General features: G+C 64.0%; 17 protein-coding genes and 1 riboswitch. Of the genes, 13 read left to right on the forward strand and 4 right to left on the reverse strand.

The genetic code is table 11. The features are described 5' to 3' along the window. Window positions 1-250 precede the first annotated feature (250 nt). The 6 genes from OO306_RS17415 (at window position 251) to OO306_RS17440 (ending at window position 6,369) form a co-directional block, all read left to right on the forward strand. Window positions 251-1,417, forward strand: a complete 1,167-nt coding sequence (locus tag OO306_RS17415) for a DUF1624 domain-containing protein (RefSeq protein ID WP_265969452.1) — start codon at window positions 251-253, stop codon at window positions 1,415-1,417. Window positions 1,418-1,445: 28 nt separating this feature from the next. Then, a riboswitch (cobalamin riboswitch) is annotated at window positions 1,446-1,645 on the forward strand. A gap of 126 nt (window positions 1,646-1,771) precedes the next feature. Further along, complete coding sequence (locus tag OO306_RS17420) at window positions 1,772-2,782, forward strand: ABC transporter substrate-binding protein (RefSeq protein ID WP_265969453.1); 1,011 nt, start codon at window positions 1,772-1,774, stop codon at window positions 2,780-2,782. After that, the gene (locus OO306_RS17425) at window positions 2,782-3,798 is read left to right on the forward strand and encodes an iron ABC transporter permease (protein WP_265969454.1); all 1,017 of its coding nucleotides are present in this window, start codon (window positions 2,782-2,784) and stop codon (window positions 3,796-3,798) included. The genes OO306_RS17420 and OO306_RS17425 overlap by 1 nt, the downstream gene beginning before the upstream one ends. Beyond that, window positions 3,795-4,583 (forward strand): ABC transporter ATP-binding protein, encoded by a 789-nt coding sequence (locus OO306_RS17430; protein ID WP_252823472.1) that lies wholly within the window; start codon window positions 3,795-3,797, stop codon window positions 4,581-4,583. Before OO306_RS17425 ends, OO306_RS17430 begins: the two co-directional genes overlap by 4 nt. 17 nt (window positions 4,584-4,600) lie before the next feature. Then, window positions 4,601-5,035 carry a pseudoazurin gene (locus tag OO306_RS17435; RefSeq protein WP_099453542.1) on the forward strand — a complete coding sequence of 145 codons (435 nt, stop codon included), beginning with the start codon at window positions 4,601-4,603 and terminating at the stop codon, window positions 5,033-5,035. After that, window positions 5,032-6,369 (forward strand): OprD family porin, encoded by a 1,338-nt coding sequence (locus tag OO306_RS17440; protein WP_265969455.1) that lies wholly within the window; start codon window positions 5,032-5,034, stop codon window positions 6,367-6,369. Before OO306_RS17435 ends, OO306_RS17440 begins: the two co-directional genes overlap by 4 nt. Before the next feature lie 66 nt (window positions 6,370-6,435). Here the strand turns inward: OO306_RS17440 and OO306_RS17445 are convergent, their stop codons facing one another. Together OO306_RS17445 and OO306_RS17450 are read right to left on the reverse strand one after the other, a co-directional pair. Further along, complete coding sequence (locus OO306_RS17445) at window positions 6,436-6,759, reverse strand: hypothetical protein (RefSeq protein ID WP_238217782.1); 324 nt, start codon at window positions 6,757-6,759, stop codon at window positions 6,436-6,438. A gap of 132 nt (window positions 6,760-6,891) precedes the next feature. Then, on the reverse strand, window positions 6,892-7,389 hold the full coding sequence (locus tag OO306_RS17450) for a GNAT family N-acetyltransferase (protein WP_238217784.1): 498 nt from the start codon (window positions 7,387-7,389) through the stop codon (window positions 6,892-6,894). 128 nt (window positions 7,390-7,517) lie between these two features. Here OO306_RS17450 and OO306_RS17455 point away from each other — a divergent pair, with 128 nt between their 5' ends. The 3 genes from OO306_RS17455 (at window position 7,518) to OO306_RS17465 (ending at window position 10,574) form a co-directional block, all read left to right on the forward strand. Continuing rightward, complete coding sequence (locus OO306_RS17455) at window positions 7,518-7,997, forward strand: hypothetical protein (RefSeq protein WP_265969456.1); 480 nt, start codon at window positions 7,518-7,520, stop codon at window positions 7,995-7,997. Between the two features lie 87 nt (window positions 7,998-8,084). After that, window positions 8,085-9,668: a sensor domain-containing diguanylate cyclase gene (locus OO306_RS17460; protein WP_265969457.1), complete on the forward strand. Its 1,584-nt coding sequence runs from the start codon at window positions 8,085-8,087 to the stop codon at window positions 9,666-9,668. A gap of 129 nt (window positions 9,669-9,797) precedes the next feature. Then, window positions 9,798-10,574, forward strand: a complete 777-nt coding sequence (locus OO306_RS17465; RefSeq protein WP_265969458.1) for a ParA family protein — start codon at window positions 9,798-9,800, stop codon at window positions 10,572-10,574. A gap of 101 nt (window positions 10,575-10,675) precedes the next feature. On the opposite strand, the gene OO306_RS17470 is transcribed toward OO306_RS17465, so the two are convergent. Continuing rightward, window positions 10,676-10,981, reverse strand: a complete 306-nt coding sequence (locus OO306_RS17470; protein ID WP_265969459.1) for a Txe/YoeB family addiction module toxin — start codon at window positions 10,979-10,981, stop codon at window positions 10,676-10,678. Beyond that, window positions 10,959-11,231 carry a type II toxin-antitoxin system Phd/YefM family antitoxin gene (locus OO306_RS17475; RefSeq protein WP_238217793.1) on the reverse strand — a complete coding sequence of 91 codons (273 nt, stop codon included), beginning with the start codon at window positions 11,229-11,231 and terminating at the stop codon, window positions 10,959-10,961. The genes OO306_RS17470 and OO306_RS17475 overlap by 23 nt, the downstream gene beginning before the upstream one ends. Before the next feature lie 423 nt (window positions 11,232-11,654). Here OO306_RS17475 and OO306_RS17480 point away from each other — a divergent pair, with 423 nt between their 5' ends. The 4 genes from OO306_RS17480 to OO306_RS17495 all read left to right on the forward strand — a co-directional run bounded on the left by OO306_RS17480 (window position 11,655) and on the right by OO306_RS17495 (window position 16,653). Then, a complete protein-coding gene (locus OO306_RS17480) occupies window positions 11,655-12,062 on the forward strand; it encodes a DUF2946 family protein (protein WP_085273260.1) in 408 nt (135 codons plus the stop codon). 66 nt (window positions 12,063-12,128) lie between these two features. Further along, window positions 12,129-14,279, forward strand: coding sequence for a TonB-dependent siderophore receptor (locus OO306_RS17485; RefSeq protein WP_265969460.1), 2,151 nt, complete (start codon window positions 12,129-12,131; stop codon window positions 14,277-14,279). 117 nt (window positions 14,280-14,396) lie between these two features. Further along, window positions 14,397-15,167 (forward strand): hypothetical protein, encoded by a 771-nt coding sequence (locus OO306_RS17490; protein ID WP_265969461.1) that lies wholly within the window; start codon window positions 14,397-14,399, stop codon window positions 15,165-15,167. Between the two features lie 148 nt (window positions 15,168-15,315). Further along, window positions 15,316-16,653, forward strand: a complete 1,338-nt coding sequence (locus OO306_RS17495; protein WP_265969462.1) for an MFS transporter — start codon at window positions 15,316-15,318, stop codon at window positions 16,651-16,653. Window positions 16,654-16,751: the final 98 nt, after the last annotated feature.

Consider the following 16,751-nt stretch of genomic DNA (forward strand, 5'->3'; position numbering starts at 1 on the left):
CGCGGCCCCTTGGTGCCCACCTTGATATCGCGTCGGACCAACAAGGCGGTCGCGCGCGCAGGCACAGGCGTTACTGGCCCGAAACAACTGTAGGAGCAGCCTTGTGCTGCGAAGCGCCGCGCGGGCGGCGCTCGATCTCATAGGCCCCCCCCTCACGCCATACACCCCCTCCAAATCCCCATTGCTGACCACCCAATTTAAGTTATAAGATAACGTTTCATTTGACACCCATTCCTACCAGCGACCTTCCATGACTAGCGCCAGCGCCACCCCCACCCTGCTTACCCAGCGCCTGCAGAGCATCGATGCCCTGCGCGGCCTGGTCATCCTGTTCATGCTCCTGGACCACGTCCGCGAGACCTTCTTTCTGCACCGCCAGGTCAGCGACCCGATGGCCATCGACGTCACCGACCCGTCATTGTTCTTCAGCCGTACCCTGGCCCACCTGTGCGCGCCGGTGTTTGTCCTGTTGACGGGCCTTTCGGCCTGGCTGTATGGCGAGAAGTACCAGGGCCGTAGCGATGTCTCGGCCTTTCTGTTCAAACGCGGGCTGTTCCTGGTGGCACTGGAGTTCACCCTGGTCAACTTCGCCTGGACCTTCCAACTGCCCCCCAGCGTGATCTACCTGCAGGTGATCTGGGCCATTGGCGTGAGCATGATCGCCCTGTCGCTGCTGGTGTGGTTGCCACGGGCGGTACTGATCGCCCTGGGTGCAATCATCGTCGCCGGGCACAACCTGCTCGACAGCCTGCACTTCGGCGCTGAGTCGGCCCTGCACGTGCCGTGGGCAATCCTGCACGACCGTGGCTGGCTGGCATTCTCCGACCACCTGCGCCTGCGCACCTCCTACCCGGTGCTGCCGTGGATAGGCGTCATCGCCTTGGGCTACGGCCTTGGCCCCTGGTTCGCCCGTGGCAGCGACGCAGGCCAACGCCAGCACCGCCTGCTGCTGGCCGGGGTGATCGCACTGCTTGGTTTTGTCGTGCTGCGCATGCTCAACGGCTACGGCGAGGCACCCTGGAGCGGGTACCCGACGTTGACGCAAACGCTGATGAGCTTCTTCAACATCACCAAGTATCCGCCGTCCTTGCTGTTCCTGGCTCTCACCCTGGGCTGTGGCCTGCTGCTGTTGCGCGCCTTCGAGCGTGCCGGCCAGGCCCGCTGGATCAACGCCCTGGCGGTTTACGGCGCAGCACCGATGTTTTTCTACCTGCTGCACCTGTATGTGCTGAAGCTGCTTTACCTGGCCTGCGTCGCGCTGTTCGGCCACAACCAGGGGGATTACTTTGGCTTCGACGGCATCGGCGCCGTGTGGCTGGGCGCCGCCTTGCTCGCCGTGTCGCTGTACCTGCCGGTACGTAGCTTCGCCCGGCTGAAGGCGCGTCGGCGTGACATCACCTGGCTCAAGTACTTCTGAAAAGCGTTTTCACCCGGCTGCCTGATGGTCTACCATGCCGGCCGCCGGTTTCCACCACGGAATTAATAGGGAATCCCAAGCCCGCTAACGCGGGCCAAACGGAACTGCCCCCGCAACTGTAGGTGCCGAGCCTGCTCCATCGATGCCACTGGATAACCTTGTCCGGGAAGGCTGGAGCTGGGCCATGACGCACCAGTCAGGAGACCTGCCGGCGCAAAAACACCAACCGGCGGGGTGTCCGGGATGGCCATCTCCACCCTTTTCTGGGTGCTGCCCCCTGCCGCGTGCACGGGGCTCGGCGATGCCTGTCCATGCGTTCATTCCGTGAACCCTTCGATAGGAGATCGTCCCCTCATGCTGCCTCGTCTTGCCGCTTTGATCGCCGGCCTCGGCCTCACCAGCCTGGCCCAGGCTGCCGCCACCCACTACCCGCTCACGGTCGACAACTGCGGCATGCCGCAGACCTTCGCCCACGCGCCCGAGCGTGCAGTGACCATTGGCCAGGCCGGCACCGAGATGCTCTACGCACTGGGGCTGGGCGACAAGCTGGCCGGTACCTCGCTGTGGTTCAACAACGTGCTGCCCGAGTACAAGGCGCTGAACGACAAGGTCGAGCGCCTGGCCGACAACGACCCCAGTTTCGAGGCGGTGGTCGGCAAGCGTCCGCAACTGGTGGCCGTACAGTTTGAATGGATGGTCGGCGCACAAGGCGTGGTCGGCACCCGCGAGCAGTTCGACGAGCTGAAGATCCCGACCTACCTGCTGCCGTCGGACTGCGAAGGCAAGGACAACCTGGTGGGCGCCGACGGCACCCGCCTGCAGGCGTTCCAGGTCGAGAGCATCTACAAGAGCGTCAACCAGCTGGCCGAAATCTTCGACGTGCAAGACCGCGGCACCGCGTTGAACGCCGACCTCAAGGGCCGCCTGGACAGCGCCAAGGCACAGTTGGCTGGCAAGGATTTGTCGAACACCTCGGCACTGTTCTGGTTCTCTAGCGCCGACTTGGATATCGACCCCTACGTCGCCGGCCGCCAAGGGGTGGCTGACTTCATGCTGCGTACCCTGGGGGCGCGCAATGTGGTGGAGTCCACCGAAGAATGGCCGACCGTGGGCTGGGAAACCCTGGCCAAGGCCAACCCAACCTGGTTGATCATCGCCCGCATGGACCGTCGCCGCTTCCCGGCAGACGACTACCAGAAAAAACTCGAATTCCTGCGCAACGACCCGGTTACCCGCAACATGGACGCAGTGAAGAACGACCGCATCATCGTCCTCGACGCCGACGCCATGCAGGCTGGCATCCGCCTGTTCCGTGGCCTGCAGACGCTGTCGACGGCGTTCGCCAGCGGTAAAGCAGCCCAGTGATGAGCCGCCTGTTGCCCTACAGCGCCCTGGCCCTGGCAGCCCTGTGTGTCGCGCTGGTGGCCGGCACGGCGATCGGCGAGAGCAACCTGGCGCCGAACGTGGTCTACCAAGTGCTGGCCAATCACCTGTGGCAGGCCGGTTACCCGGTCGACCCGATCGATGCCGGTATCGTCTGGAACTACCGCCTGACCCGCACCCTGGTCGCCGCCGCCTGTGGCGCCGGGCTGGCCACGTGTGGCGTGATCCTGCAGGCGCTGCTGCGCAACCCGCTGGCCGAGCCCTACCTGTTGGGGTTGTCGGCCGGTGCCTCGACCGGCGCGGTGATGGTGGGCCTGCTGGGGCTGGGCAGCGTCGCCCTGAGCATGTCCGGGGGTGCCTTCATCGGCGCGTTGGCGGCGTTTGCGCTGGTGCTGGTGCTGGCACGCGCCGCCGGGCCGAGCAGCAACAACGCCCAGGTGATACTCGCCGGCATCGCTGGCTCGCAACTGTTCACTGCGCTGACCGCGTTCCTCATCACCAAGTCGGCCACTGCCGAGCAGGCGCGCGGCATTCTGTTCTGGCTGCTGGGCAACCTCAGTGGCGTGCGCTGGCCGTCCGTGTGGCTGGCCCTGCCCGTGGCACTGTTCGGGCTGGTGGTGTGCCTGTGGCATCGCCGCGCGCTGGATGCCTTTACCTTCGGCGCCGACTCGGCCGCGTCGCTGGGGATCCCGGTGCGGAGCACTCAGTTGTTGCTGATCAGTTGTGCCGCCCTGGTGACGGCGGTGATGGTGTCCATCGTCGGCGCCATCGGTTTTGTCGGGCTGGTCATCCCCCACGCCCTGCGCCTGCTGCTGGGGCCCGGGCATAGCCGCCTGCTGCCGGCCAGTGCGCTGGGCGGCGCACTGTTTCTGATCAGCGCCGATATCTTGTCGCGCACGCTGATCCCAGGCCAGGTGATCCCGGTGGGCGTGGTGACCGCGCTGATCGGCGCGCCAGTGTTCGCGCTGATTCTGGTCAGCAGAAGGGGGCGCCCATGACCGTCATGGCCAACGTGAAGATTGCTCCCTTGGCCTGCCAGGGCTTAGGGCTGCAACTGGGCGGCAACCCTGTACTGCGCGACATCGAGCTAACCGTTATCCCCGGCGAAACGCTGGGCATCGTCGGCCCTAACGGCTCGGGCAAGTCGTCTTTGCTCAAACTGCTGGCGGGCCTGCGCAAGCCTGATAGTGGCCGTGTCGAGCTGCTGGGCGAGCCGCTCACGCAACTGCCACGCCGGCGCATTGCCCAGGCCCTGGCGCTGGTCGAGCAGCAGGCCGATACCGCTGACGCCATCAGCGTGTATGACGCCGTTGCCCTGGGCCGCACGCCCTGGCTGTCGGCCCTGGCGCCGTTCAGCAAAGCAGACCGCGCCATCGTCGAGCAGGCCTTGGCCGACCTGGATGCCCTGCACCTGCGCACGCGGCTTTGGCATTCGCTTTCAGGTGGTGAACGCCAACGCGTGCACATTGCCCGCGCCCTGGCGCAACGCCCCCAGGTGTTGTTGCTCGACGAGCCGACCAACCACCTGGACATCCAGCACCAGCTGAGCCTGCTGCAACAGGTGCAGGGGCTGCCGGTTACCACGCTGGTGGCCCTGCATGACCTCAACCAGGCGCTGACCTGCGACCGCCTCGCGGTGCTCGACAAAGGCTGCCTGGTCGCCCTCGGCAAGCCGCTCGACGTCCTCACCCCAGAGCGCCTGCTGAGCACCTTCGGCGTACACGCCCACTACCTTACCGACCCCTTCGACGGCGCACGCATTCTGCGTTTTCGCGCCCCCTGAACCAGGAAGTTCCCACCATGCTGTTGCGCCCTGTCGCCCTGCTGCTCGCCAGCACCCTGTTTGCCCCTGCCGCGCTGGCAGACGTGCATGAAGTGAAGATGCTCAACCGCGGTACGCAGGGCGCGATGGTCTACGAGCCGGACCACTTGCGCATCGCACCCGGCGATACCGTGCGCTTTGTGCCGACCATGAGTGGGCACAACGCAGCCAGTGTGCCGGGGTTGCTGCCGCAGGGCGCTGAGGCGTTCAAGAGCAAGCTCAACCAGCCCTACGAGCACACCTTCAGCGTACCCGGCATGTACGGTATCCAGTGCATTCCGCACTTGGCGATGGGCATGGTGATGGTGATCCAGGTGGGTGACGCGGCGCCGGCCACAGTGCCTGCCAGCCTGCCTGCACGGGCGAAAACCCGTTTCGAAGCGCAACTGCAGAAGCTGGGGGCCGGGCAATGAGCCGGCTGTTGCTGGCCCTGCCTCTGCTCGGGCTTACCCCGCTCGCATTGGCTGACTCCGCTCAGTCCCAGAGCAACGGTTTGGTAGAAGACGCCAGCTGGAGCATCCTCAACCGCAGCGTGTTCGACCAGCGCGACTACAAGCATGGCGGGCGCAACAGCAGTGCGCGCAATGCCTACAAGCCACGCGACGAACGTAGCGGCAAAGCTGAGGAATGGGCCTACGGTTTGATGGGGACCTTGCAGTCTGGCTTTACCCAAGGCCTGATCGGCGTCGGTATCGATGCCCACGCTTATCTGGGCGTACAGCTCGACAGCGGCGGTGGCCGAGCCGGCAAGGCGCGCTTGCTGGGCATCGACAACGACGGGCACCCGAAAAACGAATACAGCCGAGCAGGCGCAGCCTTGAAGATGCGGGTGTCGAACACGGTGCTGTCCTACGGCGAGCAGCGGGTGAAAACCCCGGTCTTCAGTTCGTCCGACAGCCGCTTGCTGCCCGAGACCGCGACGGGGTTTTTCCTCACCAGCAACGAGATCGACACGCTTCGGCTGGTGGCCGGCCACTTCAATGAAAACGCGGATCGCAACGCTTCAAGCCACGATCAAGGGTTCGTGGTGAACTATTCCAATGGCCGCCAGGGCAATGCCTTCGACCTGGCCGGCGTGGTCTGGAACCCCGGCGCGGCCTTCAGCGGCAGCCTGTATACCTCGCGCTACGAGGACAGCTGGAACCAGCACTACCTGGGCAGCACCCTGACCCACGCCCTGGATGACCGGCGCAGCTTGAGCCTGGACCTCAACCTGTACCGCACCACCGACACCGGCAAGGCGCTGTCCGGGCGCATCGACAACACCACCTGGAGCCTGGTGTCGCGTTACAACCAGGGGCCGCACGGGTTCAGCCTGGGCTGGCAGCAGGTAGACGGCAATACACCGTTCGACTATGTGACGCGGGGCGCGATCTATATCGCCAACGCCGTGCAGATGTCGGACTTCAACGCACCGAACGAGAAGTCATGGCAGGCGCGCTATGACCTGAACATGGGCGCCTACGGTGTGCCCGGGTTGAACCTGACGGCGCTGTACGTGCGCGGGTTCGATATCGATGGCACGCATGTCGACCCCACCGGCGGCTACGCGTACCTGGGGTATGGCAAGGGTGGCAAGCACTGGGAGCGCGACCTGGAAGCGCGCTATGTGGTGCAGAGTGGCAAGGCCAAGGGCACCACGTTCTCGGTACGGCATAACGCGCACCGCGGGAACACGGCGCAGGCGGAACTGGATGGTGACCAGATCCGCCTGGCGGTCGAATGGCCGCTGGGCGGCGGGTTCTGATCATCGTTCAGGGACCCAGGCTTCGCACCAACGTGCCGGTGACGGGCTGCGCAGCAGCCCCCCGGTTCAAGACGCTGCAGCGGATAGCGGCTGCAAGCCCCATTCGGCTTTTTCCTGCGAGGTCATCGCAGCAACCACTTCCATAAACGTCTGCTCCAATTCTGCGCTGACATTGCCGAACGCCTTGTAGTTGGTCAGCAGGTAGCGCTTCACGGTATTGGGCCAACGCCCTTCCTTGTGCGCCGCATTGATGATGCCCTTGGCGTCGTGGCGCGTGGCACCCCGCCACAAATCCATCAGCCTGTTTTCGAAGTGGCCGAACGACCACGGGTCTCTGCAGTCTTCGAATTCGTCCAGCAGCTTGAGCTTGTACAGGGCCATGTGTGGCATCGGTGAGTCTCCCTTGGGGGCGTTGGGTAAGCCTTGAGGGAGACGGTAAGCAAGCAGATGCGTTATGGAAATGAACGCGTTGAACACGCCACAACAACAGCTGTAGGCGGTTTCTGACCGATTACGGCGACGTCATGCCAGCGTCAGCTGCATATGGGTGGTCTGCCAGACGGGGTCCTGCTCCACATCGATCACCGCGAACCCCTGGCGTTCCCAGAAGGCAATCGCGCCCGGGAGGAACGGGTGGGTGTGCAGGTACAGGCATTCGACACCCGCCTGTTCGGCCGCACCGCGCAAGGCGGCGAACAAGGCGGCGGCGAGGCCATGGCGTCGATAGGCCGGCAACACGAACAAGCGCACCACCTCGACCACGCACACCCGCTGATAGTCGAGTTGTGCGAAGCGATGGTCATAGGGCACATAGCCGATCACGGCCACCAAACGGCCCTGATCGCGGGCTTCGAGAAACACGCCTTCGCCGTCTAGGTAAGTCTCGGCGAAGCGAGCCAAGTCAGGGGGCAACGGTGCGTCGGCAAGCTGCGGGAAAAGTTCGCGGCGGGCGCTGTCGACAAAAACGACCACCTCGTCGATGGCGTCACGCGGGACGGGTTGGATGATCCAGTTCGGCATGTGGGCTACAGGCAATGAGTCGAGGGCAAAGGTTCTACCCCAGCGCGCCGCCCATGGCAAATTCTGGGCTCATCGCGATCAAGACCCCGGTATAATCGCAGGCCTAGACCGCCCAACCAGGCCACCCCATGCCCCGCCTCCAGACGTTGCTACTGCCCCTGCTGCTGATCACCGCCCTCGCCGCCTGCGACCAGCAACCCTCCCGCGAAGCGCAGATTCTGGCCAAGCTGCCGCTGCAGGACGCCTATGAGCACAACATCGACCGCATGGCGTCGTTGCTGGCCCCAGCCCACCCGCAGGTGCCCGAGGCGCGCATCCGTGAGGTGCTGCGCAAACACCTGACGGTCGAAGACCAGCGCCAGGACTTGTTCAAGCTCTACAGCGAAACGAATTTCAGCGACGCTGAATTCGCCAGCATCGTCGAAGCCATGCAGGACCCGGCCAAGGCCCGCGCACTTGAAGAGACTGAGGCCGGCAAGCGCCTGAGCGAAAAACTGACCGCGCTGATGCGCGAAACCGCCCGCGACACCCAGGTGCAGGCTTTGGCCGAGCAGCGCATGCAGCAGGTCGAAGATGAGCTGGCTGAACTGGAAAAAGCAGGTTCCTGATCGACGTAACTCACCGCTACGGCGACAATAACGCACTACACCTACAAGCAGCAGGGTTACTCCCTTTTCGTACCAGTGAGGTCAGGATTGCCACACCCCAAGCACGGATTGCGCCTGGATTTACGCTCGCTCATTCTGATTCTCTGCGCCCTCACCGCGCTGCTGATGCTGTGCGCCAGTTATTTCGCCAGCTACCGGGTTCAGCGTCAGTTGCTGATCGACCACGCCCTGGAGGCCAACCGGGTGTACGCGGCGAAGCTGGCGTCGATCACCGAGACCTTCATCGCCAGTGCCTTGCAGCAGTTGTCGTTCAGTGCCGGCGTACAAGCCCACCAGTTGGCTGATGCCGCCGCGCTGCAGGCGGAGACCGACCGCGTGCTGCACCAGGGCCTGGCCTTCAACTCGACGTTCGTGGTCGATGCCGACGGGATCCTGCGGGCAATCTCCCCTGCCTCATTGCGCCACTACCTCAATACCAAGGTGCAGTCGCCCGGGGTTCAGGAGGCCTTGCAAGGGCGCAAGGCGCTGGTGTCGACGCCCTACCTGTCCACCGCCAACAACCTGGTGGTGGCACTGTCGCAGCCGATCTTCGATGCCACTGGGCGTTACCTGGGCTACGTCGGTGGCAGCCTGTACCTGCGCGAGCGCAACATCCTCAACAGCCTGCTGGGCGAGCACTTCTACAAGGACGGCTCGTACCTCTATGTGGTCGACCGCAACCGCCGCCTGCTCTATCACCCGGACAACCAGCGAGTGGGCACGGTGGTGGAAGGCAACCCGCTGATCGATCAACTGGCGACCCTGGACAGCGGCACCCGCCAGCTGACCAACAGCCAGGGCGTGGAAATGCTAGCAGGGTTTGCCACGGTGCCGAGCGCTGGCTGGGGTGTGGTGGCGCAGCAGCCGCTGGCGCAGACCGTGGCGCCCTTGAGCCACCTTGTGCTCAACGTTATCGGCACCTCGGCCCCGCTGGCGCTGGTGGGCAGCCTGGTGCTGTGGTGGCTGGCGATGACCATCGCTCGGCCACTCTGGCAATTGGCGGCCGGGGCCAGGTCGATGGACCGCGCAGGCACCGCCGAGCGCCTGCATCGGGTGCCGGCTTGGTACTTCGAGGCGGCCGAGCTCAAGCGTGCCCTGCTATTTGGGTTCAACCTGCTTCAGGAGCGCATCGGCCGGCTGAACCACGATGCCCAGACCGACCCACTGACCGGGCTGGGCAACCGCCGCAACCTGGAATTCAGCCTGTCGTTGCTGCAGGCCGAAGGGCGGGCTTTTTCGGCCATCGTGCTCGATATCGACCACTTCAAGCGGGTAAACGACGGCCATGGGCATGAGGTGGGCGATCAGGTACTGCAGCGGCTGGCCGAGCTGATGCGCCGCTGTTGCCGAGAGGGCGACCTGCTATGCCGTACCGGGGGCGAGGAGTTTCTCATGCTGCTGCCGGGGGCTAGCTTGGCGGTCGCGGCAGCGGTTGCAGAGCGGCTACGGGTAACGGTGCAGGATACGCCGGTGGAACCCGTGGGCGCGGTGACGATTTCGCTGGGGGTTGCGCATTGGCCGGGCGGCACCGGCAGCGAGCCTGGCGATGCATTGAGCGAGGCGGACCGGGCGCTGTACGCGGCCAAACAGAATGGGCGCAATCGGGTGTGTGTCGCGCGGGTTCAGCCCTGAAAACCCGCGCAGACCGTCACGGCCAGGCCCTTCGCAAAAGTTGTTACAAGCCTTGTCATAAAACTGTCGTGTTTCAGTCATAGGATTGACCCCAACCTGACATTTTCACTCTTCATGGATGAGCGTCTCATGCGTCGTGTGGTTTTCAATCAGAAAGGTGGCGTCGGCAAGTCGAGCATCGCCTGCAACCTGGCTGCCGCCAGTGCCGCTGAAGGCTATCGGACCTTGCTCGTCGACCTCGACCCGCAGGCCAATGCCACCTACTACCTGACCGGCCTGGTCAATGACGCCATCCCCTCGGGCATTGCCGACTTCTTCCGCCAGACCTTGTCTTCCGCCACCGCGTACGGCAAAAAGCCCCGTGTGGCAATTACCGAGACCCGCTACAGCAACCTGCACCTGATCACCGCCAGCCCCGACCTCAGCGACCTGCAAAGCAAGCTGGAAAGCAAGTTCAAGATCAACAAGCTGCGCAAGCTGCTGGTGGAATTGGCTGAAGACTACGAGCGGATCTACATCGACACGCCGCCGGCGCTGAACTTCTACACCTTCAGCGCCCTGGTGGCCGCCGAACGGCTGTTGATTCCGTTCGACTGCGACAGCTTCTCGCGCCATGCGCTGCACAGCGTCATGGCCGAAGTGGAGGAGCTACGCCAGGACCACAACCCAGCGCTGCAGGTGGAGGGCGTGGTCGTCAACCAGTTCGCCGGGCGCACGGCACTGCACCAGACACTGGTCGATCAGCTGCGCGCTGAAGGGGTTCCGGTGCTGCCGGTGTACCTGAGCAGCTCGATCAAGATGCGCGAGTCGCACCAGGCGTCAGTGCCGCTGGTGCACATGGCACCGCGGCACAAGTTGGCGTTGGAGTTTGCCGACCTACTGGACGTGCTGGAGCGCGCGGCCTGAGCCAAGCGGGGTGGACATAGAGGGAGAATTTGAGTCCTCTGGCGAACGCTCCGCAGCCGAACGCTGGCAGCATGGCTGCGCTCACGACGCGGCGCTACAACTTAGTCATCGTAGTGGTAGCGGCATTGCAGGATGGTGAGTACGTCAGCCTCGAAGAAATAGACTAGGCGGTGCTCTTTGGTGATACGACGTGACCAGAAACCAGTCAGATCGCCCTTGAGGGCTTCTGGCTTGCCAGTTCCAGTGAAGGGCGTGCGGCGACACTGAGTGATAAGCGAGTTGATGTTGTTCAGGATTTTGGCGTCGGCCTGCTGCCAGTGGCAGTAGTCTTCCCATGCTTCATCCGTAAACTTCACCCCTGCGATGGTGCGCGCACTGTCTTTATTACTCTGTTTGTTCTTGCTCATTTGTTGTCAATTCCTTGGTTACGGCTTTGCCGGCCCGGAGCTGAGCAATGGATGAGCGGAGGCGCGAGGCGTTCTTCGACGATCCCAGCAGGTGCAAGGTCTCGTTGATGCCGTTGTAATCCTCAAGAGAGAGCATCACGACAGGTTCGCCACGCTGGCGCGTGATTATGGCGGGCTCGTGGTCCCGGCAAACATCATCCATTGTCTGCTTCAGGTCGGCGCGAGCCTGGCTAAAAGTCAGTACGTGCATAAGTAATCCTCGCTGGGATAACCCCAGACCAGGTTGTTTCCCGAGAGCGCCATCGTGTGTGGCAGGTCCGGGAAGGGTCTCTCCAATGGTCATTAGCCCGCGTCATGGACATGTCCGGGTGACCTGTGAGTGCTAGTGCTACTCCATCAAGAATTCTGGACCAAACGCCGATCCGGCATTTACCAAAAGGCCCAGAAAACGTTACCGATTCGTACCGGCAGCAAGGGAATGGTACAAAACGTTGTACAATCTTGTCAATTCTCAGGTCAGTTCGAACCTTGACATCGTCATCGCTGAGGCCAAGACACTAACCTCGTTGTAGCTCTCTGCGCTTCCGGACAACCAAATCCAGGTGCTTTGCACCCCAGCATTTTGCGTTACCAGGGCTACCCGATCACGCATTCGGGTGATAGATTCGCCGCCATGAAAACCACCCGGCAGACCCGCACGCTGACCGCCTGGACGCTTTATGCCAGCGTCCTGTTCAGCCTATTGCTGTGCGGCCTGCATCACGGCCAGATGAGTGGCCTGCGCCTGGCGGGCCTCGAGGGTGGTTTCTGTTCGATCAGCAGTGACCACGGCCCGGCCATCAACCTGGACAACGCCGGTGGCGACCAGCACATGGCTCAGCTCGACTGCCCTGTGTGCTCCTCGTTCGGCCTGGCAGTGCCGCTTGCCCACACCGGCTGGGCGTTCCTGCCGCCCCAGTCCGGGGCCACCTCGCCCATTGTCGTGCGCAGCTGGGCACAACCGCCCCCGCGCTACTTGCGCCCTGCCCTCAACCCCCGCGCCTCCCCCGCCGCGCTTCCCGCAGCCCTTCTGTTCGCCTGACCTCAAGCGGGTGCGCCTGTGCGCGCTCGCGGTCAGCCATGACTTTTGCGTGGAAGACACGACAACATGATCCGCAAGACCTCCCTGGTGCTCCTCATGGGCACTTGCACCTTCGCCTGGGCCGACACTGCCCCGGTCGAACTCAACGCCACCACCATCGATGGCGAACGCGACGCCCCCTCCGGTGTGCAACTGGACGAGCCGATCCAAACCGGTTCGCGCCTGGGCCTCACCGCACGGGAAACCCCGGCATCGGTCAGTGTCTCGGACCGCCGCCTGATCGAGGCGCACGGCGCCAAGGACAGCCAGGACGTGATCAACGCCATGACCGGCGTCAACGCCTCGGCCAACCCCGGTTATGGCGGCTTCGTCGCCTACCGGGGCTTCACCCAGAACCAGGTCACCCAGCTCTACAACGGCATCAACCTGGGCTACAGCAGTGCCACCCGGCCCGTGGATGCCTGGGTACTCGACCGGGTCGAACTGATCGGCGGGCCGTCCTCTTTCCTGCATGGCGCGGGGGCCGTGGGCGGCTCGATCAACTACATCACCAAGCTTGCCAGCCGCGATCAGCAGATCATCGACGGCCGCCTGCGCTACGGCAGTTTCGATGACTCAGAAGTGGCCTTCGGCATCAATCAGGCGCTGGCCAGCAACCCCGCCGACGCCCGCCACTTCATGCGCCTGGACTTCAGCCGGGGCCAGGGCAACGGCTACATCGACCGTAACCAGCGCAACACCGACAGCCTCGCGTTTTCGGTACTCAGCGACCTAGCGCCCAACCTCACCCACACCCTCGCGCTGGAGTACCAGGAAGACCGCGAAGACAGCCCGTACTGGGGTTCGCCGATCCTGCCGGGCCGCAGCACGATGAAGATCGACAAAAGCCGCCGCTTCGAAAACTACAACGTCGCGGACGGCCGCTACGAACAGCGGGTACGCTGGCTGCGTTCGATCCTCGACTACCAGCTCAGCGACAGCACCAGCGTGCAGAACACGCTGTACCACTACAACGCCCAGCGCGACTACCGCAACGTTGAACGCTACAGCTACACCGCCAATGGCAATGTGCAGCGCAGCAGCCCCTACCTGCAAAGCCACGACCAGAACCTGTTGGGCGATCGCATCGAGTTGCGCCATGACAACACACTGTTCGGCTTCGCCAGCCAATGGTCGCTAGGGCTGGAATACTCGCGCATGCGCCAGACCCTTTACCCGACGTCGAGCAGCTGGAGCGACGTCGTCGACCCCGACCATTTCGACCCTGGCAGTTTCGACGACATCCCCGTGGTGAATGCCGGCCTGACCAAGCAGCGTCGTCACGAAGTCACCAACCGCGCGGTGTTTGCCGAAAACCGCCTGCAACTGACCGATCGCCTGGCCTTGCTGACGGCCCTGCGCTATGACTACCTGGACATGCAAGTGACCAACTACGGAACGGTCTCGCCCACCTCGCCGGCGTTTTTCGAGCGCCGCTGGGAGCCGCTTTCCGGGCGCATCGGCCTGACCTACGCGCTGACGCCCAGTGCCAGTGTGTACGCGCAGTACAGCAGCTCGGCCGATCTGCCAGCCGGCTCACTGGCAGCGGCGACCTACTCCAACGTCGGCCTGTTCGACCTGTCCAAGGGCGAGCAATGGGAGGTCGGCAGCAAGTTCGACTTCCTCGACGGCCGCGGCGCCGCCACGCTGGCGCTGTACCAGATCGTGCGCAAGGACTTTGCCGTGCGTGACTCCAACGATGCCAACCAGACGGTGCAGGCCGGGCAGCAGACCTCGCGCGGCGTCGAGCTGTCAGGGCGGCTGCAGGTCACGCCGAAACTGCTGGCCGAGGCCAACTACGCCTACGTCGATGCGCAGTACGACACGTTCAACGAAGCGGTCAACGGGGTATCGGTGTCACGCAAGGGCAATACGCCGGTCAACGTACCGGCCAGCGTCGCTAACCTGTGGCTGACCTACAGCTTCACGTCCGCGTGGTCGGCGGGGGTCGATGGGCGCTACGTGGGCTCGGTGTATGCCGACAATGCCAATACCCTCAAGGCACCGGCCTACACGCTGTTCGGTGCCTTCGCCCGCTACCGGCTGGATGAGCACACCACAGTGACCGGGCGGGTGCGCAACCTGACCGACGAGGTGTATGCCAAGCAGGCCTACAGCTCCCAGTACTACATGGGTGCTCCGCGTACCTTCGAGGTGGCGCTGGACATGCGCTTCTGATCGAACAGCGCTGCCACGGGGGTTATCCCGTGGCAGCGCTGCCAGTGATAAGCTGCCACGTTCATGACCCGCCGGCTCACGAAGACACCCGGCTACCGTTTCAGCAAGGAAGTTCACGTGTTCAAAACTCTGCCCCCCGCGCTCCTGAGCGCGGCTCTGATTGCCCTGGCTGGCTGCCAAGCGTCCCCGTCCACGGACACTCAGGCAGCCGCCGATGCGCAGGCGTTCAAAACCTTCACTGTCGAGATGCAGCGCGCCTTGGAGCGCAGCATTGCCCTGGCCCCAACCGGCGAGCAGCTGGGCGCCGTCACCCTGCAGGTCACCTTCGACCGGCACAGCGCCCCAGTCGCCTGCAAGGCCAGCAAGGCCCCGTTCAAATACGGCGCGCTGCTGCCCGCCGACGTCATGCCCTCCGACCATCAGGCGTTGGCCAACCTGGTCGAGGCACTGTGCTGGAAGACCATTTACCCGGTCGTGCCTGCGTCGCTGTTCGGCGGCGAGGCAACGCTCGACGTACGCGCACCGATCATCGTCCAGCTGCCCGCGTCTATCCAGGCCCCCGGCAGTGCGCGCCAACGCGCCAACGCCCAGCGCGAGTACTTCTGGCAACAGCTGCTGCGCGATCAGCCGGTCACCAGCATCGGCAAGGCGACGGTGTTCTACCAGGCCAATGCCCAAGGCAAGGTCGAGGGTTGCCTGGTGCAGCTTTCCCCAACCCGCCTGCGTGAAGCGGCCTTCCGCCTGGACGGCAACCTGCAGGCGCAGCTCAACAGCCGTTGCATGAAGCTCGACCTGAGCACGATGCCGGGCTTCAGCACCAATGAGCAAGGCACAGCCGAAGGCTACAGCGAACTCGACTACGCCCCGTGGAAGGTTGGCCGGCAGTAGCCTGCCTGGTTGAAACAGACATCCCAGTGTCGCCCTCGACGAAGCCCCCGCAGGCGCTCATCGATCTACTGGCAAGCACAACAATGATGACGCGGCCCGACCGCGTCACGTTCATTCAGGCTGCCAATGGAAACCGGAGAGCTCCCACATGTCCGCACCTCATGAGGTATCCCCCGCCACCCTGCGCCGGGTGATCGCCGCCTCTGCCATCGGCAACTTCGTCGAGTGGTTCGACTTTGCCGTCTATGGCTTTCTCGCCACGCTGATTGCCAGCCAGTTCTTCGCCAGTGAAGATGCCAGCGTGGCTTTGCTCAAGACCTTCGCCGTGTTTGCCGTGGCATTTGCCCTGCGCCCGCTCGGCGGTATCGTGTTCGGCGCACTGGGTGACCGCCTGGGGCGCAAGCGCATCCTGTCGCTGACCATCTTGCTGATGGCCGGCTCCACCACCTTGATCGGCTTGCTGCCGACCTATGCCAGCATTGGCCTGGCGGCCCCCGTGCTGTTGACCCTGGCCCGTTGCCTGCAAGGCTTCTCGGCGGGTGGCGAGTACGCCGGTGCCTGCGCCTACCTGATGGAGCATGCGCCCAACGACAAGCGCGCGTTCTACGGCAGCTTCGTGCCGGTCTCGACCTTTTCTGCCTTTGCCTGCGCGGCGGTGATCGCCTACGGCCTGGAAGCGAACCTGACGGCCGAGGCGATGAACGCCTGGGGCTGGCGCGTGCCTTTCCTGATCGCCGCCCCGTTGGGCCTGGTTGGCCTGTACTTGCGCTGGCGCATGGAAGAAACCCCGGCGTTCCGCGAAGCCGTGGCCCAGGGCAAAGAACACGAGCACTCGCCGCTCAAGGAGACCCTGCGCAACCATGGCCGGGCCATCCGCAACCTGGGGGCGTTCATCTCGCTGACGGCGCTGTCGTTCTATATGTTCACCACCTACTTTGCCACCTACCTGCAACTGGTCGGCAACCTCACCCGTGCGCAGTCGCTGCTGGTGACCACGGTGGCGTTGTTGTTCGCTGCCATCGGCTGTCCGCTGGCTGGGGCGTTTTCTGACCGGGTGGGGCGGCGCAAGACCATTGGTTTCACCTGCCTGTGGGTAATGGTCTGTGTGTTCCCGGCGTATTGGCTGGCCAGTTCCGGCTCACTGTCCGGGGCGCTGCTGGGGGTGATTCTGCTGGCCGTGGGCGCGCTGTGCAGCGGCGTGGTGACTGCGGCATTGCTGTCGGAAAGCTTCCCGACACGGACCCGCTATACCGCGTCGGCGATTACCTACAACGTGGCCTATACGCTGTTCGGTGGCACTGCGCCGTTGGTGGCGACCTGGTTGATCGGGCAGACGGGTAGCAGCCTGGCACCGGCGTTTTACCTGGTGGTGATTGCGCTGGTGGCTTTGGTGGGAGGGTTGGCATTGCCGGAGACGTCGCGCATTTCGTTGCATGATGAGGCCGGCGTCGATAGCGTGCGGCCTGGGGTGCGGAGCAGCGTTTGAGATTTTTGGGGCTGCTTTGCAGCCCATCGCCGGCAAGCCAGCGCCTACAGGTAGTGCGCCAGCCAGAAAAGGCGCGGTACCTGTAGGCGCTGGCTTGC

This window comes from Pseudomonas sp. DCB_AW (genome assembly GCF_026240895.1).
GTDB classification, from domain to species: Bacteria; Pseudomonadota; Gammaproteobacteria; order Pseudomonadales; family Pseudomonadaceae; genus Aquipseudomonas; species Aquipseudomonas kermanshahensis.